Genomic DNA, 21872 nt, shown 5'->3' with positions numbered 1-21872 from the left:
TTTCCCACCTCACGGCGGCGTGACACCGCTTTTTCACCCCCCCCGCGTTCAGTCGGAAACCGGACCGCGACCAGGCGGGTCGCACTGCTCGGCTGCTGTGAGCCGGGCCCCCGTGATCAGGTCGGGACGGATACGTACGGCGTAGTCCATGTTCTGGTTCACCCAGGGCGTGAGCAGTTCCTGGTAGCGGGCCAGTTCGTGCGAGTCGGTCACCAGTTGGGCGCAGCCGGTGACCACGACGCTTCAGCCGAGGTGGCTGTCCGGGTCTATGGAGTCGGCCTCGTATGCCACCCCGACGCCTTGGCCGTCGGCCTGCCCGGCGCGCGCGGTCAGTGCCGCGCCCTCGTGGGTGCGGATGACGATGTCGCCGTTGTCCAGGACGTGGTTGACCGGGCGGACGGTCGGCAGCGCGTGGCGGGTGAAGACGATCCGTCCGAAGGAGGCGCTGCCCAGCAGCCGCAGGGCTTCGTCGGTGTCCAGCTCGATGCTCCGGCGCGGCCCGGCCGGAACAGTCTGCGTAGTGTCAGAGGTCATGGGGGTGGCCTCCGTGCGGTTTCGTTGCTCACTGCTGTGTGTCTTCGGCTGGCGCGGCGAGGCGGATGCGTGGCCTGTCACCGTGGCGGGGGGCGGTGCGCCGGCAGGGCATGTGCGACGTCCCTTCGAGGCCTGAGCGGCTGCCTGTCCGCGGCGCACCAGGTCGGCCACCGCGGACATGCGTGATCAGGTCATTGGAACGGCACCGGAGCTCTTCACGCCAGGGCCGTTCGGCCCTTGTCCGTGTCCGGCCGCCCCGGTTTGTCGCCGTAGTAGGCCATGCGCATGATCTCCTGCATGTCGTCGAGCATCGGCATGCGCGGGTTGGCGGGCGCGCACTGGTCTTCGTACGCGTTCAGGGCCTGTCGGGGCAGGGCGTCGAGGAAGGCGCGCTCGTCGACGCCGAGGGCCTGGAACGAGGTCTCGATGCCCACGGCGTCGCGTAGCCGCTCCACCCCGCGGGACAGCGACTCCACGCCCTCCTGCGGGGTGGATGCGGGCAGGCCGAGGGTGCGGGCGATGTCCTGGAAGCGTTCCGGGGCGCGGTAGTTCTCGTACTTGGGCCAGCCCGTGAGTTTCGCCGGAACAGTCCCGTTGTAGCGGATCACGTGCGGCAGCAGGACCGCGTTGGTACGGCCGTGCGCGATGTGGAAGGTGGCGCCCAGGGTGTGCGACATGGCGTGGACGATGCCGAGGAAGGCGTTCCCGAAGGCCATGCCGGCGATCGTGCCGGCGTTGTGCATCTTCTCCCGCGCGTCGGGACGGCCCACGCGGTCGTTCACCGCTGCCTCGATGTTGTCGAAGATCAGCCGGATCGCGTGCAGGGCCAGGCCGTCGGTGAAGTCGTTGGCATACACGGACACGTACGCCTCGATGGCATGGGTGAGCGCGTCGAAGCCGCTGTCGGCGGCCAGCGCCGGGGGCAGGTCGGCGGTGAGCAGCGGGTCGACGATGGCCACGCTCGGGGTCAGCGCGTAGTCGGCGAGCGGGTACTTCTTGCCGGTGGCCGGGTCGGAGATCACCGCGAAGGGGGTGACCTCCGCGCCGGTTCCGGACGTGGTGGGCACGCACACCAGGCGAGCCCGGGTGCCGAGGACCGGGAAGCGGAAGGCCCGCTTACGGATGTCGGAGAACTTCTGCCGCATATCGGCGAAGTCGACGTTCGGGTGCTCGTACAGGAGCCACATCACCTTGGCGGCGTCCATCGGGGAGCCGCCGCCGAGCGCGATGATCGTGTCCGGGCGGAAGTCGCGCATCAGTTGGGCGCCGCGCTGGACGGAGTCGATGCTCGGTTCCGGTTCGACGTTGTCGATGATCTGGAGGGTGACCGGCTCGTGGCGCCGCTGCAGGACGCGGCTGACGCGGTCGACGAAACCGAGGCGGGTCATGGTGGCGTCAGTGACGACCGTGACGCGGTGGACGTCCGGCATGGAGGCCAGATAGCGGATGGCCTGCGGCTCGAAGTAGATCTTCGGCGGGACCTTGAACCACTGCAGGTTATTGCGGCGCGCGCTGACCCGCTTGACGTTCAGGAGCTGGGCGGCGGAGACGTTGTTGGACACCGAGGTGTGGCCCCACGAGCCACAGCCCAGGGTGAGCGACGGCAGCAGGCCGTTGTAGATCCCGCCGATGGCGCCTTGCGAGGACGGGGCGTTGACGAGGATCCGTACGGTCTTCATGCGTCGGCCGTAGGCCTCCGCGAGCGCCGGTTCCTCGGTGTGGATGACCGCGGTGTGGCCCTGGCCGTGGAAGGCGACCATGTCTGCGGCGAGGTCGAAGCCCTGTTGCTCGGAGCCGGCGCGCAGCACGGCGAGCACCGGGCAGAGCTTCTCTCGGGTCAGCGGCTCGTCGGGACCGACCCGGTCGGCCCTGACCAGTATCAGTGAGGTGTCGTCGGGGATGGTGAAGCCGGCCTGTTCCGCGATCCATGCCGGACTCCGACCGACGGCCGCGGAGTTCACCTTCGGCTCGCGGCCCGCCCCCGCTGCACCGACGGGGAACAGGAAAGCTTCCAGCTTCCTCTTTTCCTCGGCGGTTGCCAGGTGGGTGTGCAGCACGCGGAATTCGGCGAGTGCTGCATCGTAGATCTCGTCGTCGAGGATGACGGCCTGCTCCGAGGCGCAGATCATGCCGTTGTCGAAGGACTTCGACAGCACCAGGTCGTTGACGGCCCGGCGCAGCTTCGCGCTCTTGTGCACGTACGCGGGAACGTTGCCCGCACCCACCCCCAGGGCGGGCTTGCCGGCCGAATACGCGGCCCTGACCATGGCGTTACCGCCGGTGGCGAGGATCAGCGAGACGCCGGGGTGTCGCATCAGGATGCCGGTCGCCTCCACCGACGGGGTTTCGATCCACTGCACGCAGTGCTCCGGAGCACCGGCGGCGGCGGCCGCGTCCCGCACGATCCGGGCCGCCTCCGCGCTGCACCGCTGGGCGGAGGGGTGGAAGGCGAACACGATCGGGTTGCGCGTCTTCAAAGCCATCAGTGCCTTGAAGATGGTGGTGGAGGTCGGGTTGGTGACCGGCGTGATCGCGCATACCACACCGACCGGCTCGGCGACCTCGATCATGTCCTCGACGTCGTCGCGGGCGATGACGCCGACGGTCTTCATCGGGCCCATGCTGTGTGTGACGTGCTCGCACGCGAACATGTTCTTGGCCGCCTTGTCCTCGAAGACCCCGCGTCCGGTCTCCTCCACGGCGAGTCGGGCCAGCGCCGTGTGCTGGTCCAGGGCGGCGACCGAGGCCTTCTTGACGATGTGGTCGACCTGCTCCTGGGTGAGGGAGTCGTAGTCGGTGAGCGCCTTGAGACCGTTCGTGACCAGCCGGTCTACGGCGATGGCGATGTCGGACGGCGCGTCGGCAGCTGCTGTTGCCCGGGTTCCGGCCTCATGACGGGTCATTGGGAGCGCCTCCGTTGACGAGAGCCGTCGGCGGTGGCCGACGGTGTGCGGTCGTGAGCGGCACCGCGGGGGATCGGTGCCGCTCACGCCTTCACTCTCGTCCTGCCTGATCCCCACTCCCAGGTGCCGATGGTCCCTTCCGGGGGCTGACCGGCACTGGTCCGGACAGGCCGGGCGACCCGGGCGAGCAGTTCCCTCGGCAACGTGCAGGAATCACCGGCAGGCGAAGGCGAGTGACCGCCTCGCAGCGGAGGATCAGGAAGGGCTCTGATCCCGGCCGCTGTCGGCACGGCCGCCGCGCCACGGAGGAGGAGTGGCCGACCTGCGGGCCTCCTCCTTGCGGTGCAGGGCACGGTTCATCTGGCCGCGCAGCCGGTCCTGCAGCCGGTCCGCCAGTTCGTGTGCCGTGGCCTCCTGGGCATGCACCACCACGAGGGTGTTCCCCACGACGAGCTCGGCACCGGCGGACCAGGGCCGCTCGGCGTGGTGCGCCACCGCCCGGGCGACCCTTACCGCACCGCTCACGGCGGGAACCCCGGGCCGGCCGAGGACCGCGTCGACCTTCTCCCGGAGGTATGCGACGGCATCCTCGTCCACATCGCCTTCCATGCGCACCTCTACGTCGACGGTGCTGGTGACCTGGGTGCCGGTGTCCTTGGCAGTCATGTGCTCCACTCCTTCTGATCGTTTCGCAGCGGCTCCAGACTTCAGTGAGCACCGGTCCTGGCCCAGGGCTCTCAGACCCCTGCAGTGGGGCCATAGGACCTTCACCCTGTGGGGTGGCGCGATTCGGGTTGGGGCAGTGTGGCGCCCTGTTCGGCTTCCGCCGAGCGCCAAGGCCGTGCCGCCTGTCCGCTGAGAGGGCGCGGCAGGCCCTTTCGCGCCCCGGCGGCAGCGGTAGGTCATGGCCGCGGGACACTCTGGGCGGACAACAGGGCCGACCGGCCCTGGCCCTTCGGCCCGGATACGAGACAGGATCTCGGTACGGAGGGCCGATCATGTCCACGAGCGGACGTCGGCACGGAACGCGGAACCAGGGAGCGGTTTGATGGCGGACAGCGAGCAGCCCGGCCCCGGCAACCCGATCCGGGTCTTTCTGCTGGACGACCACGAGGTGGTACGGCGCGGGGTACGCGACCTGCTGAACGACGAGCCGGACATCGAGGTGATCGGCGAGGCCGGCACGGTGGAGCAGGCGCTGGTGCGGGTTCCCGCGTTGCGCCCGCAGGTGGCGGTGCTGGACGTCCGTCTGCCCGACGGCGACGGCGTGACCGTGTGCCGGGAACTCCGCTCACGCATGCCCGAACTCGCTTGCCTGATGCTGACCTCCTTCGACGACGAGGAGGCTCTGCTGGACTCGATCATGGCGGGTGCCTCCGGGTACGTCCTGAAGCAGATCCAGGGCTCGGACCTGGTGTCCGCTGTTCGCACCGTGGCAGGCGGCCAGTCCCTGCTCGATGCCAGTGCCACCACCAAGCTGATGGCCCGGCTGCGCGGTGGCCAGCAGGAGGAGGAGCAGCCGGACGGATTGCAAGGCCTGACCGAGCGGGAGCGGGAGATCCTGGCTCTGATCGGTGAGGGTCTGACCAACCGCCAGATCGGCCAACGGCTGTACCTGGCCGAGAAGACGGTGAAGAACCACATCTCCCGTCTGCTGGCCAAGCTCGGCGTAGAGCGCCGTATCCAGGCCGCGGTCATCGCCACCCAGGTCCAGGACCGGCAGCGGCAGGAAGGGCACTGAGACCCCGGGGCCTGAGGCCTCCGGCTTGACGTGTCGACCTGCCGGTTCCGGTGACGTGGTGTCGTTGGGCTCTGCGGTTCGACGCCCAGCCTGCCAAGCATTCAGCTGGTCCCGTCCTCTTCTTTGGCGTCCTTCTGTCCCTGGCCAGGGAGTCTGATCTCGTACCGTTTCCTGTCGTGGGCCGATAGCGTGGCCCGGACAAGAACGGTCAGCCGTTCGTGGGCTGAGGGCTTGGAGGAATCACTGGTGGGAGGCTTCGAGGGCGCCCGCGTACGAATGCCCCAGCTGCGGCTGGACGAGCTGTTGGAAGAGCTCCAGGCCCGGCTGGACGCCGCCCGCGGCACCCGCGACCGGGTGCACAGCCTGCTGGAAGCGGTGCTCTCGGTCGGCCGGGAGCTGGACCTTGAGCAGGCGCTGCGCAGCATTGTGGAGGCTGCGGCGGTCCTGGTGGATGCCGAGTACGCGGCCCTGGGCGTGATCGGCCCCGACGGCAAGACGCTGTCCGAGTTCCTCACGGTCGGCGTCGGTGAGGAGCAGATCGCGCAGATCGGCCCCTATCCGGAGGGCCACGGCATCCTCGGAGAGTTGATTCGGCACCCCGAGCCCCTGCGCCTGCCCAAGCTCTCCGAGCATTCCGCTTCGTACGGCTTCCCGCCTCACCACCCGCCGATGAACACCTTCCTCGGGGTCCCGATCCGGGTGCGCGACCAGGTCTTCGGAAACCTCTATCTGACAGAAAAGCGCGGTGGGGCACAGTTCGACGAAGAGGACGAGTCGGTCCTGTCGACGCTGGCCGTGGCGGCCGGTGTGGCCATCGACAACGCCCGCCTGTACGAGGAGTCCCGGCTGCGTGAACGCTGGCTGCGCGCGAGCGCGGAGATCACCCACAGCCTCTTGTCCGGCAGTGACCGTGGCGAGGTCCTCGGGCTGATCGCCGAACGCGCAAGGGAGATCACCTCTGCGGCGCTGGCGGTGGTCGCGGTACCCATGGAGGGCACCGACGCGCTCACCGTGGAGCTCGCCCTAGGACACGAGGCCGAGGCGCACCGCGGGCTTGTGCTGCCTACGGACGACAACCTGATAGGACAGGCCTTCTCCAGCGCCTCGCCGGCCACCGACCCGGATGTGTCCCGCAGCGAGACAGGGGTCTTTCCGTCCGAGGACCGCGGGGACGTCTCGGCCGCCGCGTCGCGCTTCACCGGGCTCGGTCCGGCCGTGGCCGTTCCGATCGGCTCCGGTGACGGTGTACGAGGCGTCGTGCTGCTGGTCCGTGCGGCGGGCCAGACCGTGTTCTCGGAGAAGGAGACCGAGACGTTGCAGGGCTTCGCAGCCCAGGCCGCGGTCGCCATGGAGCTGGCGGAGCGCCGTAAGGACGCTGAGCAGATCGCGGTGCTCCAGGACCGCGACCGCATTGCCAGGGACCTGCACGACCTGGCCATCCAGCGGCTGTTCGCGACCGGTATGACCCTGCAGAGCGCGGGCCGCTTCATCGAGCACGCGGAGGCATCCGAGCGCGTGCTGCGGGCGGTGGACGACCTGGACGAGACCATCAAGATCATCAGGTCGGCGATCTTCGGTCTGCGGTCGCGCGACGGTGCCGCCGGCGTCGGCCTGCGGGCGCGTGTAGTGCGGGCGGTCGGCGAGGCCGCACCGGTGCTGGGCTTCGCACCGAGCGTGCGCATGGAGGGCCTGCTGGACACCGAGGTGCCGAAGGAGATCGCCGACCATGCGGTGGCCGTCCTGTCGGAGTCCCTGACGAACGTCGCCCGCCACGCGCACGCCGACCGCGCCGAGGTCGGGCTCGTGACCGACGGGCGGGAGGTGCGGCTGACGGTCACCGACAATGGTGTGGGTATTCCGCCCGACGGTCGCCGCAGCGGCCTGCGCAACATGGCTGAGCGAGCGGAGCAACTGGGCGGAAAGCTGGAGTGGACCAGCCCAACGGGCGGCGGCACCACGCTGACATGGTCGGCGCCCGTGGTAGCGGGTTAGTGCGGCCCGACGCGGATCCTGCTGTTCTGTGAGGAATTGCCGGTCAGGCGGGAGACAGGTTTTCGCCGCCGTTCGCGGGAGCGGCGGTCGACTCCGTAGGGCTTTCCGAGCGCGTCAGCTCGAACTCCACGTCGACCACGCCCTCGACGGCGCGGACCAGGCGCGCGGCCACCGGGACCAGGGATGTGTCCCGGGCGTGGCCGATGAGCTTTACGACGCCGTTTTGCACTTCCACCCGCACGGCTGACACCGGCGCAGGGAAGAGGTACGCCACGACCTCTTGCCGGACCTCGTCGGTGATCTCCTCATCGGTCCGCAGGAAGACCTTCAGCAGGTCCGCGCGGCTGACGATGCCCTGCAGCATGCCCACGTCGTCGACGACGGGCAGGCGCTTGACCTTGGCGTGTGCCATGGTCCGTGCGGCCTGGGCGAGTGTCGCGTTCGCGTGGACGGTGAGGGCGGGGGAGGTCATGAGGTCCTCGGCGGTGAGGCCGCCGGCCTTGGCGAGGTCATCGAGACGGCGTAGCTGGGTGGCCCGGTCGGGGTCGCTGTCGCGGAACTCCTCCTTGGGCAGCAGGTCGGCCTCGGAGACGACGCCGACCACGCGGCCCTCTCCCTCGAGGACGGGCAGGGCGCTGACCTTCCAGTCCTGCATGAGCTGCACGATCTCCTTGAAGGCGGCCCGTCGGCCGACGGCGGCGACCGTGTGGGACATGACGTCGCTGACGATGTGCGGGGTGCTGTGCACGGTGACTCCTTCGTCGGGTCGGCCCGCTCACACGGCGCTTCCGGCGCCGTAGGGGGCGTAGAGGTCCAGCAGCCTGGTCCTGGTGGTACGGAGGCGGTGGGCTAGTACGTCGCCGACCCACTGGGTTACGGCCTGGCCGAGTGCCGGGTCGTCCTGGCAGAGGGAGCGCACGGCCGTGGCGTCGAACTCGTACGCCCGTACCGGTGTCGCCGCCGTGGCGCCCAGATGCCACACGTGCGGCGCGAACAGCCAGGACAGGCCGACGAGTTCGTTGTGGCCGAGGGTCTCGATGATGGCGCGGCGCCGACCGGGTACGTGGGTGTCGAGCTCGATGGAGCCGGTGCGGATGATCCAGAACCGATCCGCGCGTGCACCTTCGTTGAAGATGCGCGTCCCCTGCGGGAAGGTCACCTCCCGGGCGAGACGCATGAGCCGTTGCCGGTGCTGGGTGGGCAGCGCGCGCAGCATGCTCGGGGTGTTCATGGCCGGCCTCCCGGTCGCGGTGTACGAACTGATACCTCCAGCGTGTGGCGCCGACCCGGACCGGGCGAGGGGCCATCAGGTCCGGAGCAGGGCCATCCGGCCCCGAGGAGGATCGCTGGGGAAGACGGCCGCCGCCCCCGTGTCGGCGAGGGCGGCGGCCGTGGCGCGAGGATCGTGCCTCCCCAGCACGAGACCCGCGCGGAAGCCCTCGCGGCTCCTGGGGCGTGCGGGAGAACCACCCCATCTCGAACGAGCCGTAAGGACGTGGTACCGCCGGCCGGTCGACACCGTGTCGCGAGCCCGGCCGCAGCTCCTGCCCTCGATTGTCGAGCCGAGCACGGTGCTGACGATGGGGCTGGGCGGACCATGCCGTGGACCGAACGGCCCATGTCCTGGCGACCAGGAGCACCGGGAAGCGGACGAGTTGGGCTGTCCAGGCCCACGGCAGCGGGACCATTGGGGTCGTCTGTGGGCCGTGTGGCCGCTGACTGTGCCCGGCTGAGGGGCAGAAGGATCAGTCGCGGATCGACTGATCCTCAACGTTCTGCACAAGGAGACTCAGCCATGCCCAGAACCACAGGAGGCGGAAAGGGGAAAGCGCCCACGACGGCGCTCGGCCTTCCCGCCGCCTCCGCGCTCGTGATTGGCAGCATCATCGGCACCGGAGTCTTCGCGCTGCCTTCCGCCCTCGCCCCGTACGGGCCGATCTCCCTTGTCGCGTTCGTCGCCGTGACCCTCGGCGCGCTCGCGCTGGCGACGACCTTCGGCGCCCTGTCGAAGCGGGTTCCGGCCAGCGGCGGCCCGTACGTCTACGCCCGCGAGGCCTTCGGCGAGTTCGCCGGGTTCCTCAACGCGTGGTCGTACTGGATCACGGCCTGGGCCGGCAACGCGGCCATCGTCGTGGCCTGGGTCGGCTACGTCGAGGTGTTCGTGAACACCGGGCACGACAAGTGGGTCTCGGTGCTGCTCGCGCTGGTCGGACTGTGGATTCCCGCCGCGATCAACCTCACCGGCGTGCGCAACATGGGCGCGTTCCAGGTGATCACGACCGTGCTGAAGTTCGTGCCCCTGGTCTTCATGGCCACCGTCGGGCTGCTGTTCATCGACGCCCACAACTTCGGCCCGTTCAACGCGAGCGGCCAGTCGGCGCTGGGAGCGATCTCGGCCGCGGGCGCCATCGCCCTGTTCAGCTACCTGGGTCTGGAAGCTGCCTCTGTTGTCGCCGGCCGGGTTCGCGAGCCGGAGCGCAACGTGCCCCGCGCCACCGTCTACGGCACGCTCATCTGTGCCGTCATCTACATCCTGGGCATCCTCGCCGTCTTCGGCACCGTCTCCCACGGCAAGCTGGGCGGATCCACCGCGCCCTTCACCGACGCGGCGAACAACATCTTCGGCGGCAGTTGGGCCGGCGACATCGTCGCCGTCGCCGCGATCATCTCCGGCATCGGTGCCCTCAACGGCTGGACCATGCTGTGCGCCGAGATGCCGTACGCGGCCGCCCGCGACGGGCTGTTCCCGCAGGCCTTCGCCCGGCTGCGTGGCGAGGGCGGCGTGCCGGCCTTCGGCATCGTCGCCTCGACTGTGCTGGCCTCGCTGATCACCGTGTTCAGCTACACGCGCTTCGACGACGTCTTCACCAAGATCGTGCTGCTGAGCGTGCTGACCGCCGTGATCCCCTACCTGTTCTCCGCCGCCGCCCAGCTGTACTGGCTGCTGGTACGCGGCCGGGACAGCCTCAGCCCTCGCAGGCTCGCCCGTGACGTCACCGTCGCCGGGCTCGCCCTCGCCTTCTCGTACTGGTCGATCCAGGGCAGCGGCTACCAGACCGTCTACTACGGCCTGTTCGTCCTGCTGCTCGGCGTCCCCGTCTACGTCTGGCTGAAGCGGGGTCAGGACACCTTCGGCGAGGCCACGGCGCCGAACACCGCGGCGATCCCGGCCCAGCAGGAGCGGGCACCTGAAACGCCCCAGTCGGCCCAGTGGCTCTCCCACGGGCTCCGTACCAACCGCATCGGCGGGCCCCCGAGGCGAACGACCTCCGCCACCACGACTGACCGCCCGAGCACAGAGGAACCTCTGCGATGAACACTTTCCACGTCGACTCCGAGGTCGGCCCGCTGCACCAGGTGATCCTGCACCGCCCCGGCCTCGAACTCTCCCGCCTCACGCCGGGCAACGTCGACGCACTGCTCTTCGACGACATCCTGTGGGCCAAGCGCGCCCGCGAGGAGCACGACGCCTTCGCCCAGGTCCTGCGCGACCACGGCGCCCGCGTCCACTATTTCGCCGACCTGCTGGCGCAGACCCTCGACGTCGCCGAGGCCCGTGACTGGCTCCTGGACCGGGTCGTCACTCCCGGCACTGTGGGGCCGGCCCTCATCGATCCGGTGCGCGAACTGTGCGCCGACCTCGACGGGGAGACCCTCGCCGGCTACCTGATCGGCGGCCTCCTCAAGAGCGATCTGCCGCTCGCCACTCCGCACAGCCTTGTGTGGAACGCGCTCGGCGCCGACGACTTCGCCCTCGCCCCGCTGCCCAACCACCTCTTCCCCCGCGACAACTCCTGCTGGGTGTACGACCAGGTGTCGGTCAACCCGATGGCCAAGCCCGCGCGGCGACGCGAGAGCCTGCACGCGCAGGCCATCTACCGGTTCCACCCGATGTTCGCCGACGTCGCGCCCGCACCCCTGCTCGACGGGCCCGTCGGCACCCTCGAAAGCGGGGACGTCCACGTCCTGGGCAACGGCGCCGTCATGGTCGGCATGGGCGAGCGCACCACTGCCCAGGCCGCGGAGAACCTGGCCGCGCGGCTCTTCGCGGCCGGTACAGCCAGCAAGCTGATCGCCGTCCAACTGCCCTCAGCGCGTGCGTACATGCACCTGGACACCGTGCTGACCATGGTCGACCGTGATGCGTTCGTCATCTACCCCGGTCTTGCGGACTCCCTGCGCTCGTGGACGCTGCGGCCCAGTGACAGCCGCGAGACCGGTTTCGACGTCACCGCGAACTCCGATCTCGCGACCGCGCTCGCCGAGGCCCTCGGCCTGGACAAGGTCCGCATGCTGTCCGCGCCGCAGGACATCCGCAACGCCGAGCGCGAGCAGTGGGACGACGGCAGCAACTTCCTGGCCCTCGCACCCGGCGTGGTCGTCGGCTACGAGCGCAACGTCACCACCAACACCTACCTGCGCAAGCAGGGCATCGAGATCGTCACCATCGCCGGCGCCGAACTCGGCCGCGGTCGCGGCGGACCCCGTTGCATGAGCTGCCCCATCGAACGCGACCCGGTCGCCTGACCCGGTAAGGACACCACCATGACCGTCGACCTGCGAGGCCGCTCCTACCTGAGCGAACTCGACTTCACCGCCCGCGAGATCCACCACCTCCTCGATCTCGCCCACGACCTCAAGACGGCCAAGCGCGCCGGCACCGAACAGCCACAGCTGACCGGCAAGCACGTCGCCCTGATCTTCGAGAAGACCTCCACCCGCACCCGCTGCGCCTTCGAAGTGGCAGCTGCCGACCAAGGCGCCCGCACCACCTACCTCGGCCCCGGCGACACCCACGTCGGCCACAAGGAGTCCATCGCCGACACCGCCCGCGTCCTCGGCCGCATGTTCGACGGTATCGAGTACCGGGGCTCCGCCCAGTCGATCGTCACCGAACTCGCCGCCCACGCCGGCGTTCCCGTCTACAACGGGCTGACCGACACCGCCCACCCCACCCAGAGCCTGTGCGACATGCTCACCATGCGGGAGCACAGCGCCAAGCCGCTCACGGACGTCAGCTACTGCTACCTGGGCGACGCCCGCAACAACATGGGCAACTCCCTGCTCTCGATGGGCGCGCTGCTCGGCATGGACGTGCGCATCGCCGCGCCCAAGGCTCTGTGGCCGGAATCCGCTCTGGTCGCCACATGCCGTGAAGTGGCCGGCCGCAGCGGTGGGTGCATCACCCTCACCGAGGATGTCGAGACCGCCGTACGGGGTGCCGACTTCCTGCACACGGACGTCTGGGTCTCCATGGGCGAGCCTGCCGACACCTGGCGCGAGCGGATCGAGCTGCTGCTGCCGTACCAGGTCAACGACAAGACGCTCGCCCTCACCGACAACCCGGACGTGAAGTTCATGCACTGCCTGCCCTCCCTCCACGACCACCGCACCCGGCTCGGCCAGGAGCTGTTCGAGGCCTACGGCCTGAACGGCCTCGAAGTCACCGACGAGGTCTTCTCCTCGTCCGCCTCGATCGTGTTCGACCAGGCGGAGAACCGGCTGCACACCATCAAGGCCGTGCTCGTCGCCACCCTGGAGGACTGAATCATGCGCATCGTCGTCGCCCTCGGCGGCAACGCCCTGCTGCGCCGCGGCGAACGCCCCGATGCCGCCGTCCAGCAGGCCAACATCGACCAGGTCGCCACTGCCCTCGCCGCCCTCGCCCACGAACACGAGCTGGTCATCACCCACGGCAACGGGCCGCAGATCGGCCTGCTCGCCATGGAGAGTGAGGCCGACCCCGCGCTCAGCGCCCCCTACCCGTTGGACCTGCTCGGTGCCCAGACCGAGGGCATGATCGGCTCCTTGCTCACCCGTGCCATGCACGACGCTCTGCCCGGGCATCGGATCGCTGCCCTCGTCACGCACACCCTCGTGCGGGCCGACGATCCGGCCTTCGAACGGCCCACGAAGTTCGTCGGCCAGGTGTACTCCCGCCAGACGGCCGAGAAGCTGGCCCGCAAGCGGGGCTGGCGCATCGCCCGGGACACCACCGGCTGGCGACGCGTCGTCGCCTCACCCGCACCCGAACGCATCCTGGAGACCGAAACCATCCACGAACTGCTGAACAGCGGGACCATGGTGATCTGCGCCGGCGGGGGCGGGGTCCCCGTCACCGCCAACCGCGATACCGGCGCACTGACCGGCGTGGAGGCGGTCATCGACAAGGACCTCACCGCAGCCCTGCTCGCAGAGGACCTCAAGGCGGACTTCCTGCTCATCCTCACCGACGTCCCCTACGTCTACGAGGGCTACGGCACCCCGGACCAGCACCCGCTGCTCGACGCCACCCCCCAGGACCTGCGGCACGGAGGTTTCCCGGCCGGCTCGATGGGCCCCAAGGCCGAGGCGGCTGCCCGCTTCGTCGAGCACACCGGCGGTCTGGCCGCGATCGGCGCCCTGGACGGGGCCTACGAGATCGTCCACGGCACGTCGGGCACACTGATCCGGCCGGACCTCAGGGCCGGGTGACAACGGGGCGGCCCCGCGCCGCGTCATGCCTCCTGTCCCTACCGCTCGCCGCACCACTCGCGGTAGGCGGCTACCGCGGTGGGCAGAGTGGGGAAGATGAGGTTCGTGCCCACGGAGTCCGCCAGGCCGTACGCCTTCAGGTCGTCCCGGAGATCTTGTTTGACCCGGGCGAGTGCGAGCACGATGCCGCGGTGGGCGAGTTCGCGGCGCAGCTCGTCCACCGCGTCGAGAGCCGTGATGTCGACCTCGACGTTCGCCTCGGTGTTCAGGACGAACCAGCGGACCGGGTCGGTCTGTTCGTCGATGGGGCCAGAGCCCGGCACCGGAAGTTCTCCGCGTTGGCGAAGAACAGGGGAGAGTCGTAGCGGTAGACGAGCAGGCCCGGGATCGCGCGTGCCTGCGCGTAGTCGTCGATGTCGTGCATGCCGGCCAATCCGGGCACCAGCCCTTCGACCGCGTCGTGCGGGCGTGCCACCCGGGTGAGCAGTTCGGCCACTGACAGGCCGACCGCCACGATCACGCCGTACAGGATGTCCAGAGCGAGTACGCCGGCCAGGCAGCCGACGGCGAGCAGGAGTTCGCGGCAGCGGAAGGAAGCCAGTCGGCGGAAACCGGCCGGGTCGATCATGCGGACGGCGGCGTAGGCGACGAGCGCGCCCAGCACCGCCGAGGGCGTCCGGCTCAGCAAGGGGCTCAGGAACAGCAGGACGGCGAGGACCGCCGCTCCGGCCACGAGCGAGTAGCCCTGGCTGCGGGCGCCCGTCGAGGATGCGGGCGCGGTGCGGCTGGCACTGCTGCTGACCGGAAAGCCGTGCAGGGCGCCCGCGCCGAGGTTGGCCGCGCCGAGCGCCAGGAATTCCTGGTTGGCGTCCAAGCCGGGCTCGCCATCGGTGCGCCTGGTGAAGGCGCGCGCGGTGAGGATGAAGTCGGTGTAGGCGACGATCAGGACGCCCAGCGCGGGCAGCACCAGGTGCGGCATCTCGCCCATGTCCGGCAGCGCGAGGGACGGCAGCCCCGACGGGACCTCGCCGATCACCTTGACGGGTCGAGGTCGAAGACGGTGACGGCCACCGTACCGAGGACCACCGCGAGCAACGGTCCCGGCAGGGCTGGCATGTACCGCTTCACCGTGAACAGGAACACCAGCGCGACGACGGAAAAGACGACCGTGTGCGCATCGACGTCCGACAGGTGCCGGGCGAAGTGCCATAGTTGGGGGAAGAACTCCGACCCGGTCGTCCGCACACCGGTGAGCCTGGGCACCTGGTCCGCCATCATGATCAAGGCCACTCCCGCCAGATAGCCAATCAGGACCGGGCGGGAGAGCAGGTCTGCGAGGAAGCCCAGCCGCACCACCCGCGCGACCAGGCACAGCAGACCGACCGTGATCGCGAGGGCGGCGGCCAGCGAGGCGTAGCGCCCGGCGTCTCCGTCGGCGAGTGGGCCCACCACGGTGGCGGTCATCAGAGCGGTCGTCGATTCGGGTCCCACTGACAACAGCCGGGAGGACCCGAACAAGGCGTACATCGCGAGGGCGGGCAGGATCGCCCACAGCCCGGCGACCGGTGGCAGCCCCGCCACACCCGCGTACGCCATCACCTGCGGCACGAGGTACGCCGCCACCGTCACGCCGGCCAGAAGGTCGCCCCTCAGCCACGAACGCCGGTAACCGATCAGGGAGACGAGGCCGGGCACCAGCCGAAGCCACACGCAAACCGTCTGCCCGCACCCTGAGCCATCTGCCGACCCTCTCTGCGTGGGCCCAGCATCCACGGCCGCGCGATCATCCGCGACACCCCCCTGGCGTTCCACTTGCCCGTTGAGCGTCCTCCAATCCAACGGGCCTCGTACACAGGGACGTTCAGCCCATCGGATGGAGACCTTCGGCATCCGGCGTGACGTTGGGCATCGGGCGAGAGTGAGAGACGTCAAGGAGACGACGATTCATACATCCCCGAAGGGATCACCATCATGGCCGTGCACGAGCACCCTCACCGGAGCCCGGGATTCCACCTGTCGGCCGCCTTTCGTTGGCACCGGACCGGCTCCGAGTCCGCTGTGTCGGTACGTCTCGGCACCCACACCGCCGCGCAGGCCTACGCCCTCGCGTCCCTGCGCATCCTGACCGGGTTCGTCTTCCTCTGGGCGTTCCTCGACAAGACCTTCGGCCTGGGCTACGCGACCGCCTCCGGCAAGGGCTGGATCGACGGCGGGTCGCCGACGAAGGGCTTCCTCAGCTCCGTTGCCGCCGGACCGATGGAGTCGACGTTCCACTCCTGGGCCGGCGACACGTGGGCGGACTGGCTGTTCATGCTGGGCCTGCTGGGTATCGGCGTGGCCGTCATGACCGGCGTGGCGCTGCGGCTGGCTGCGGTGGCGGGCACGGCGATGATGGCACTGATGTGGCTCGCCGAGTGGCCGCCGGCCAAGCACCTGTCCAACGGAACGCCGAGCATGTCGACGAACCCGTTCGCCGACTACCACGTGATCTACGCGGTCGCCCTGATCGCGGTGGCGGCAGCGGGCGCGGGCGCCACCTGGGGCCTGAGCCGGCAGTGGGCGCAGCTGCCGATCGTCCGCGACCACACCTGGCTGCGCTGACCCCAGCGCGGCGGGACGGACCCCGCCCCGGGCCCGTCCCGCCGGCACATGCGGGCCCATGGTCCCCACTGAGGGACCACCGGCCCCTGCCCTGAAGAACCCCTGAACACGACGCTGGAATCGGGTCCCCTCGGGGCCCTGATTCAGGAGGTGGAGAACATGCCCCGCACCATCACCGTAGGCCTCGACGGCTCTCCCGAGAGCCGCGCCGCCGCGGAATGGGCGGCTCGCGAGGCGACGCTGCGCGGACTGCCGGTGAAGCTCGTCCAGGTCTGGGAGCCGGTACCGGAGCCCATGGCCCAGGCCCCGCTCCTCGGTGCCGAGACGCACCAGCACTGGACCGAGAGGATCCCCCGAGAGTCCACCGACGGTCTGCGACTGCGTCACCCCGGCGTCGAGGTGACCACCGAGCAGCTCACCGGACAACCCGCCGAAGCCCTGGTCAACGCGTCCAAGGACGCCGACATGCTCGTCCTCGGCTCACGTGGCCTGGGCGGGATCGGCGGCTTCCTGGTCGGCTCGGTCGGGCTCGCGGTCGTGGCGCATACGGAGCGACCCGTCGTCCTGGTCCGCGCCGGCGAACAGGCCGCGGACGAGCACCAGATGGACGAGGCGGGTATCCCCTCCGCGGCAACAGCGTTCCGCCCCGTCGTCCTCGGGCTCGACGTCGCCGACCCCGATGAGGCGCTGATCGAGTTCGCCTTCGAGGCCGCCGCGCGCCGCTCGGCGCCGCTGCGGGTCGTGCACGCCTGGAACCCGCCGCCCTACTACGCCTATGGCATGGCTCTGGAGCCCGCGGTCGAGCGGGAAATGGCGAAGGGCGACGCCGTAATCCTGAGCGAGGTGCTGCGCCCCTGGCGGCAGAAGTACCCCGACGTCGAGGTCGTCGAGCAGTCGCACTACGGCAGCCCCTCGCTCCTCCTGATCGAGGCCTCCCACAAGGCGTCCCTCGTCGTCGTCGGCCGCCGCGTCCGCCGGTCCTCCGTCGGCGCCCACATAGGCACCGTCACCCATGCCGTCCTGCATCACTCCACCGCCCCCGTCGCCGTCGTCGCCCACGACTGACGCGCCCCTCCAGAGGAGAGAACAGATCATGAAGGCAGCGGTCGTACGAGCCTTCGGCGAGCCCCTCGTCATCGAGGAACGCCCCGCCCCCGAGCCCGGCCCCGGCCAGGCACGCATCCGCGTCGAGGCCTCCGGGCTGTGCCACACCGACATCCACGCCGCCCACGGCGACTGGCCCGTCAAGCCCACGCCACCCTTCGTGCCCGGCCACGAGGGCGTCGGCGTCGTCGAGAAGCTCGGCGACGGCGTCACCCACCTCAGAGTGGGCCAGCGGGTCGCGGTGCCGTGGCTCGGCAAGGCATGTGGGCGGTGCGAGCACTGCCTGTCCGGCTGGGAGACGCTGTGCGAGCAGCAGATCAACACCGGATACGGCTGCGACGGCGGTTATGCCGAGAAGATGCTGGCATGGGCCGACTTCGCCCAGCCGGTGCCCGAGGGCGTCAGCGCATTCGATGCCGCCCCGCTGACCTGCGCGGGCGTCACGACGTACAAGGCCCTGAAGCTCGCCGACGTCCGGCCCGCCCAGCTCGTCGCGATCTCCGGCGTCGGCGGCCTCGGACACCTCGCCCTGCAGTACGCCAAGATCGCCGGGGCCACCGTCGCGGCCATCGACGTCACCGACGACAAGCTCGAGCTCGCCGGCAAGCTCGGCGCCGATCTCGTCATCGACGCCCGCAAGCAGGACGTCGGCAAGGAGCTGAAGAAGCACGGTGGCGCTCACGCGGCGATCGCGCTCGCGGTGAACCCGGCCGCGTTCGAGGCGGTCAACTCCGGTCTGCGGCGCGGCGGAAAGCTCGTCATGGTGGCCCTGCCCGCGCACGGCACGCTCCAGGTCCCGATCTTCGACACCGTCCTGAACGGCACGTCCGTCATCGGTTCGATCGTGGGCACCCGGCAAGACCTCGCCGAGGTCTTCCAACTCCACGCGGCCGGCCGCACGAAGGTCATCTACGAGACCCGCCCGCTCGCGTCCGTGAACGAGTCCATCGACGCCGTACTGCGCGGCGAGATCAAGGCCCGGATCGTCTTCGACCTGAGCGCAGGAAGGTGAGGAGGATGGAACTCCCCCTGGTCGTGGGCGTGGACGGCTCGACGCCGAGCCTGCGCGCCGTCGACTGGGCGGCCGACGAGGCCGCCCTGCGAGGGCTGCCGCTGCGGGTGGTGTACGCCTCGCTCTGGGAGCGGTATGAAGGGAACTCGCTCGCGGAGGATCTGGGCAAGCCTTCGGAGCAGGTGATGGCCGACGACATCGTCGAGGCCGCCGCGCGCCGGGCGCACAGCCGCCAGGCCGACGTGAAGGTCACCACCGACGTGCTGCCCGAGGAGCCCGAGTACGCGCTGGTACGGGAAAGCCGGACCGCCGCTGCCATGGTCCTGGGCTCACGGGGCCGGAGCACCCTGGCTGAGGCGCTGCTCGGCTCCGTCAGCGTGACGGTGGCCGGCCACGCGCAATGCCCCGTGATCGTGCTGCGCGGAAGCCACGACAACAAGACCGTACCCGGCAGGCACGGCCGCGTCGTCCTGGGCGTCGGCGAGGAGCCGACGGATGCGGCGGCGGTGCGCTTCGCCGCCGAGGAGGCACAGCGCCGAGGCGTGCCGCTCGAGGCCGTGCAGGCCTGGCGCTGCCCCGCGCACGAGACGACCGACGCCCCCCTCCTGGTCGGAGAACCGGCCCGGCTGCACGAGGAGCGGGCTGCGGAGGTGCTGCAAGCGGCCCTGCGGGAGATACCGGCCGACGTCGAGGTGCACCGCCGTACCGTCGAGGGCCACGCCCGCCAGGTTCTGCTCGACGCCTCGACCGACGCCGACCTGCTCGTAGTCGGGGCCCGGCGGCGGGAGGACCACTACGGCCTCCAGCTCGGCCGCGTCGCCCACGCGGTGCTGCACCACGCCGCCTGCCCCGTCGCCGTCGTACCACACAAGGCGTGAAGGCCGTGACCGGCTCACAGGCTCGCCGCGTGATCGGGGACGTAGGTCTGCAGATCACGCGGCGGCCGTTCGTAGCCGGTCGACGGCGGCCGCGGCGGCAGTTCCACAACCGGCGGGGGCACGTCGTGATGGGGGAGCGAGCCGAGCAGGTGGGCGATCATGTTCAGCCGGGGCCCGGCGTTTGTCGTCGCTCTCCACGACGTACCAGGGCGCCTCACGGATGTCCGTGTGCACCAGCATCTCTTGGCCCGGGAGTACGCCTCCCAGCGGGTGATCGACTCCAGGTCCATCGGCGACAGCTTCCAGCGCCGCACCGGATCCTCCAGGCGACGCCGGAAGCGTTCCTGCTGCTCGGTGTCGCTCACCGAGAACCAGTACTTGCGCAGCAGGATCCCGTCCTCCGCCAGCATCCGCTCGAAGATCGGGCACTGCCGCAGGAACAGCTGGTACTCCTCCTTCGTACAGAAGCCCATCACGTGCTCGACCCCGGGCCGGTTGTACCAGCTGCGGTCGAACAGGACGATCTCCCCGGCGGCCGGCAGGTGCTCGACGTACCGCTGGAGATACCACTGGGTGCGCTCGCGCTCTGTCGGCTTCGGCAGCGCCGCGATCCGCGCCACCCGCGGGTTCAGGTGCTCGGCGACGCGCTTGATGGTTCCGCCCTTGCCCGCCGCGTCCCGTCCCTCGAAGACCACGACCAGGCGGGCACCCTCCGCCCGCACCCACTCCTGCAGCTTCACCAACTCGGTCTGCAGGCGCAGCAGTTCCTTCTCGTACATCCCGCGCGGCAGCTTCACCGCCTTCTTACCGGCCATGCCGCCTCCACCACCCGATGACTCACAACGTCACTCACGCCCAAGCTCGAGCACCTGGACACCAACTTTCCGACGAAGAACGGTGCGCCACCGCTGTGGACCACGGGATGGCCATACCCGCGTCCGCCACCAGGCCCGGCGAACGAGAACGGAACGGACCTGTCTTCGTCCTCCGATCGGAACAAGCCGATCGAAGCCCCTGATCGTGAAGGAGTTCACCACCATGACCGTACGTGTCGGCATCAACGGCTTCGGCCGCATCGGCCGTACCTATCTCCGCGTGGCCCTCGACCGCGCGGAGGCGGCCACCCAGGACGTCCATGTCGTCGCGATCAACGACATCACCGCGCCCGCCACCCTCGCCCACCTCCTTGAGTACGACTCGACGTTCGGGCGCATCGGACGCGAGGTCACGCACGACGACAATTCGATCACCGTCGACGGTCGGCGTATAGCTGTCACCGCCGAGCGCGACCCTGCCGCCCTGCACTGGTCCGACTACGGAGCCGACATCGTCATCGAGTCCACCGGCCGCTTCCGCGACCGCGACGCCGCGGCCCTTCACCTGAAAGCAGGCGCTCACACCGTGCTGCTCTCGGCGCCCGGCAAGGGCGTGGACGCCACCATCGTGATGGGTGTCAACGACGACGCCTACGACCGGCACCGCGACCGGATCATCTCGGCCGCCTCCTGCACCACCAACTGCCTCGCGCCGATGGTCAAGGTGCTCGACCAGAACTTCGGGATTGACCGCGGCCTGCTGACCACCGTCCACGGCTACACCAACGACCAGTCCCTGCTCGACGGCCCGCACAAGGACCTGCGCCGCGCCCGCTCCGCGGCGCTGAGCATCATCCCGACCAGCACGGGGGCCGCCCGCGCTGTCGGCCTCGTCCTGCCGGAACTGGCCGGCGCGCTGGACGGTATCGCTGTCCGGGTGCCCGTGGAGGACGGTTCGCTCACCGATCTCACAGTGGTGTTGAACCGCGAGGCCACGGCGGACGAGATCAACGCCGCCTTCGCCGCGGCGGCCGAGGGCCCGTTGAATGGCATCCTGCGTGTCACGACAGCGCCCATCGTCTCCCGGGACGTCATCGGCGACCCGGCCTCCTGCGTCTTCGACGCCGCGCTCACCCAGGCCAACGGCACCCTCGCCAAGGTCTTCGGCTGGTACGACAACGAATGGGGCTACACGAACCGCCTGTTGGACCTCACTGCGCTGGTTGCCGACGCCTGATGGGCACGGAGCGAGCAATGCCCTTGTGCCTCAAGCGTGAGGCACAAGGGCGTGGGCCCGAGGCACTCGCAATGAGGTAGGGCACTTGGCATCGGCGGGGGCAACCAACAGTAGGTGCCGACCGTCGCTGGAACCCGATCAACGGGGCCGGCGCAGCTTCCGGGCCACACGGGCCAGGTTCACTCCGTATCCGACGCCGAAGGCGTGCGGCGTGAAGTAGGCGTCGCTGTCGGGATCCCAGAACTCGCGGGCGATCTTTGCCAGTGTTGGCCGCCGGAAGTCGTATGGGAGTCCGAAGACGCGCCCTGTCCAGGTGCGCGCCTTTGAGGGTTTGCGCACTTCCTTCGTCAGAGCTGCAATGACGACCGCGCCGGCGGCAACGAGCACAACGTTCTTCTGCAGCTGCCTGTCCATGGTCAGACGCTACGCGGAGTCCAGGCATGAGGCCAAGGCCATGGTGCAGCATGACCAGGCTGCCGCACAGCAGTTGCTCTTCGTCGCCTGTGCCGGCAGCTCATTTGCGGGACGCCTCGATCTTGTTGCCCCGTCGCTGGTCACCTCTCGTAGACGCGCGGCCGTGC

The 21872-nt window shown here is 69.7% G+C and carries 17 protein-coding genes and 2 pseudogenes; 11 read left to right on the top strand and 8 right to left on the bottom strand.

What is annotated here, in order from left to right; all coding sequences use genetic code 11:
• Positions 1-48: 48 nt before the first annotated feature.
• The 3 genes and pseudogenes from ACWGKT_RS43935 to ACWGKT_RS43925 form a co-directional block, all read right to left on the bottom strand.
• Positions 49-534 (bottom strand): annotated as a pseudogene (locus ACWGKT_RS43935) (pyridoxamine 5'-phosphate oxidase family protein).
• A gap of 215 nt (positions 535-749) precedes the next feature.
• Complete coding sequence (adhE, locus tag ACWGKT_RS43930) at positions 750-3437, bottom strand: bifunctional acetaldehyde-CoA/alcohol dehydrogenase (protein ID WP_453278109.1); 2688 nt, start codon at positions 3435-3437, stop codon at positions 750-752.
• Positions 3438-3692: 255 nt separating this feature from the next.
• Positions 3693-4103: a hypothetical protein gene (locus ACWGKT_RS43925; RefSeq protein WP_453278108.1), complete on the bottom strand. Its 411-nt coding sequence runs from the start codon at positions 4101-4103 to the stop codon at positions 3693-3695.
• A 382-nt stretch (positions 4104-4485) separates the two neighbouring features.
• Between ACWGKT_RS43925 and ACWGKT_RS43920 the strand changes: the two genes are divergently transcribed.
• Both ACWGKT_RS43920 and ACWGKT_RS43915 read left to right on the top strand, forming a co-directional pair.
• Positions 4486-5178, top strand: a complete 693-nt coding sequence (locus tag ACWGKT_RS43920) for a response regulator (protein WP_453278107.1) — start codon at positions 4486-4488, stop codon at positions 5176-5178.
• Positions 5179-5454: 276 nt separating this feature from the next.
• Positions 5455-7170 carry a GAF domain-containing protein gene (locus tag ACWGKT_RS43915; protein ID WP_453278110.1) on the top strand — a complete coding sequence of 572 codons (1716 nt, stop codon included), beginning with the start codon at positions 5455-5457 and terminating at the stop codon, positions 7168-7170.
• A gap of 43 nt (positions 7171-7213) precedes the next feature.
• Here ACWGKT_RS43915 and ACWGKT_RS43910 read toward each other — a convergent pair whose 3' ends face one another.
• Together ACWGKT_RS43910 and ACWGKT_RS43905 are read right to left on the bottom strand one after the other, a co-directional pair.
• Positions 7214-7918 carry a CBS domain-containing protein gene (locus ACWGKT_RS43910; protein ID WP_453278106.1) on the bottom strand — a complete coding sequence of 235 codons (705 nt, stop codon included), beginning with the start codon at positions 7916-7918 and terminating at the stop codon, positions 7214-7216.
• A 27-nt stretch (positions 7919-7945) separates the two neighbouring features.
• Positions 7946-8401 (bottom strand): cyclic nucleotide-binding domain-containing protein, encoded by a 456-nt coding sequence (locus ACWGKT_RS43905; RefSeq protein ID WP_453278105.1) that lies wholly within the window; start codon positions 8399-8401, stop codon positions 7946-7948.
• Between the two features lie 564 nt (positions 8402-8965).
• Between ACWGKT_RS43905 and ACWGKT_RS43900 the strand changes: the two genes are divergently transcribed.
• The 4 genes from ACWGKT_RS43900 to ACWGKT_RS43885 are packed head-to-tail and all read left to right on the top strand — an operon-like array spanning position 8966 to position 13644.
• Entirely contained in the window at positions 8966-10486 is a 1521-nt protein-coding gene (locus ACWGKT_RS43900; RefSeq protein WP_453278104.1) for an APC family permease, read from the top strand.
• Positions 10483-11697: an arginine deiminase gene (locus ACWGKT_RS43895; protein WP_453278103.1), complete on the top strand. Its 1215-nt coding sequence runs from the start codon at positions 10483-10485 to the stop codon at positions 11695-11697. Before ACWGKT_RS43900 ends, ACWGKT_RS43895 begins: the two co-directional genes overlap by 4 nt.
• An 18-nt stretch (positions 11698-11715) precedes the next feature.
• Positions 11716-12717, top strand: coding sequence for an ornithine carbamoyltransferase (argF, locus tag ACWGKT_RS43890; protein ID WP_453278102.1), 1002 nt, complete (start codon positions 11716-11718; stop codon positions 12715-12717).
• Between the two features lie 3 nt (positions 12718-12720).
• A complete protein-coding gene (locus ACWGKT_RS43885) occupies positions 12721-13644 on the top strand; it encodes a carbamate kinase (protein WP_453278101.1) in 924 nt (307 codons plus the stop codon).
• A 38-nt stretch (positions 13645-13682) separates the two neighbouring features.
• On the opposite strand, the pseudogene ACWGKT_RS43880 reads toward ACWGKT_RS43885, so the two are convergent.
• A pseudogene (locus ACWGKT_RS43880) lies at positions 13683-15354 on the bottom strand (SulP family inorganic anion transporter).
• Between the two features lie 261 nt (positions 15355-15615).
• Here ACWGKT_RS43880 and ACWGKT_RS43875 point away from each other — a divergent pair.
• The 4 genes from ACWGKT_RS43875 (at position 15616) to ACWGKT_RS43860 (ending at position 19239) form a co-directional block, all read left to right on the top strand.
• Positions 15616-16245, top strand: a complete 630-nt coding sequence (locus ACWGKT_RS43875; protein WP_453278100.1) for a hypothetical protein — start codon at positions 15616-15618, stop codon at positions 16243-16245.
• Between the two features lie 159 nt (positions 16246-16404).
• Entirely contained in the window at positions 16405-17310 is a 906-nt protein-coding gene (locus ACWGKT_RS43870; RefSeq protein WP_453278099.1) for a universal stress protein, read from the top strand.
• A gap of 28 nt (positions 17311-17338) precedes the next feature.
• A complete protein-coding gene (gene adhP / locus ACWGKT_RS43865; protein WP_453278098.1) occupies positions 17339-18361 on the top strand; it encodes an alcohol dehydrogenase AdhP in 1023 nt (340 codons plus the stop codon).
• Between the two features lie 5 nt (positions 18362-18366).
• Positions 18367-19239 (top strand): universal stress protein, encoded by an 873-nt coding sequence (locus ACWGKT_RS43860; protein WP_453278097.1) that lies wholly within the window; start codon positions 18367-18369, stop codon positions 19237-19239.
• Positions 19240-19253: 14 nt separating this feature from the next.
• Here the strand turns inward: ACWGKT_RS43860 and ppk2 are convergent, their stop codons facing one another.
• Positions 19254-20054, bottom strand: a complete 801-nt coding sequence (ppk2, locus tag ACWGKT_RS43855) for a polyphosphate kinase 2 (RefSeq protein ID WP_453278096.1) — start codon at positions 20052-20054, stop codon at positions 19254-19256.
• Between the two features lie 223 nt (positions 20055-20277).
• Here ppk2 and gap point away from each other — a divergent pair, with 223 nt between their 5' ends.
• A complete protein-coding gene (gene gap / locus ACWGKT_RS43850) occupies positions 20278-21291 on the top strand; it encodes a type I glyceraldehyde-3-phosphate dehydrogenase (RefSeq protein ID WP_453278095.1) in 1014 nt (337 codons plus the stop codon).
• A 138-nt stretch (positions 21292-21429) separates the two neighbouring features.
• Here gap and ACWGKT_RS43845 read toward each other — a convergent pair whose 3' ends face one another.
• On the bottom strand, positions 21430-21705 hold the full coding sequence (locus ACWGKT_RS43845; protein ID WP_453278094.1) for a DUF5808 domain-containing protein: 276 nt from the start codon (positions 21703-21705) through the stop codon (positions 21430-21432).
• Between the last annotated feature and the right edge of the window lie 167 nt (positions 21706-21872).

It is taken from the genome of Streptomyces sp. NPDC054794, assembly GCF_053611585.1.
This window is presented reverse-complemented; position numbering and strand designations above follow the sequence as displayed.

Bases quoted from the DNA above. Each gene is read 5' to 3' on its own strand.
- adhE (WP_453278109.1), bottom strand. From the start codon at position 3,437: ATGACCCGTCATGAGGCCGGAACCCGGGCAACAGCAGCTGCCGACGCG.
- ACWGKT_RS43925 (WP_453278108.1), bottom strand. From the start codon at position 4,103: ATGACTGCCAAGGACACCGGCACCCAGGTCACCAGCACCGTCGACGTA.
- ACWGKT_RS43920 (WP_453278107.1), top strand. From the start codon at position 4,486: ATGGCGGACAGCGAGCAGCCCGGCCCCGGCAACCCGATCCGGGTCTTT.
- ACWGKT_RS43915 (WP_453278110.1), top strand. From the start codon at position 5,455: ATGCCCCAGCTGCGGCTGGACGAGCTGTTGGAAGAGCTCCAGGCCCGG.
- ACWGKT_RS43905 (WP_453278105.1), bottom strand. From the start codon at position 8,401: ATGAACACCCCGAGCATGCTGCGCGCGCTGCCCACCCAGCACCGGCAA.
- ACWGKT_RS43900 (WP_453278104.1), top strand. From the start codon at position 8,966: ATGCCCAGAACCACAGGAGGCGGAAAGGGGAAAGCGCCCACGACGGCG.
- ACWGKT_RS43895 (WP_453278103.1), top strand. From the start codon at position 10,483: ATGAACACTTTCCACGTCGACTCCGAGGTCGGCCCGCTGCACCAGGTG.
- argF (WP_453278102.1), top strand. From the start codon at position 11,716: ATGACCGTCGACCTGCGAGGCCGCTCCTACCTGAGCGAACTCGACTTC.
- ACWGKT_RS43885 (WP_453278101.1), top strand. From the start codon at position 12,721: ATGCGCATCGTCGTCGCCCTCGGCGGCAACGCCCTGCTGCGCCGCGGC.
- ACWGKT_RS43875 (WP_453278100.1), top strand. From the start codon at position 15,616: ATGGCCGTGCACGAGCACCCTCACCGGAGCCCGGGATTCCACCTGTCG.
- ACWGKT_RS43870 (WP_453278099.1), top strand. From the start codon at position 16,405: ATGCCCCGCACCATCACCGTAGGCCTCGACGGCTCTCCCGAGAGCCGC.
- adhP (WP_453278098.1), top strand. From the start codon at position 17,339: ATGAAGGCAGCGGTCGTACGAGCCTTCGGCGAGCCCCTCGTCATCGAG.
- ACWGKT_RS43860 (WP_453278097.1), top strand. From the start codon at position 18,367: ATGGAACTCCCCCTGGTCGTGGGCGTGGACGGCTCGACGCCGAGCCTG.
- ppk2 (WP_453278096.1), bottom strand. From the start codon at position 20,054: ATGGCCGGTAAGAAGGCGGTGAAGCTGCCGCGCGGGATGTACGAGAAG.
- gap (WP_453278095.1), top strand. From the start codon at position 20,278: ATGACCGTACGTGTCGGCATCAACGGCTTCGGCCGCATCGGCCGTACC.
- ACWGKT_RS43845 (WP_453278094.1), bottom strand. From the start codon at position 21,705: ATGGACAGGCAGCTGCAGAAGAACGTTGTGCTCGTTGCCGCCGGCGCG.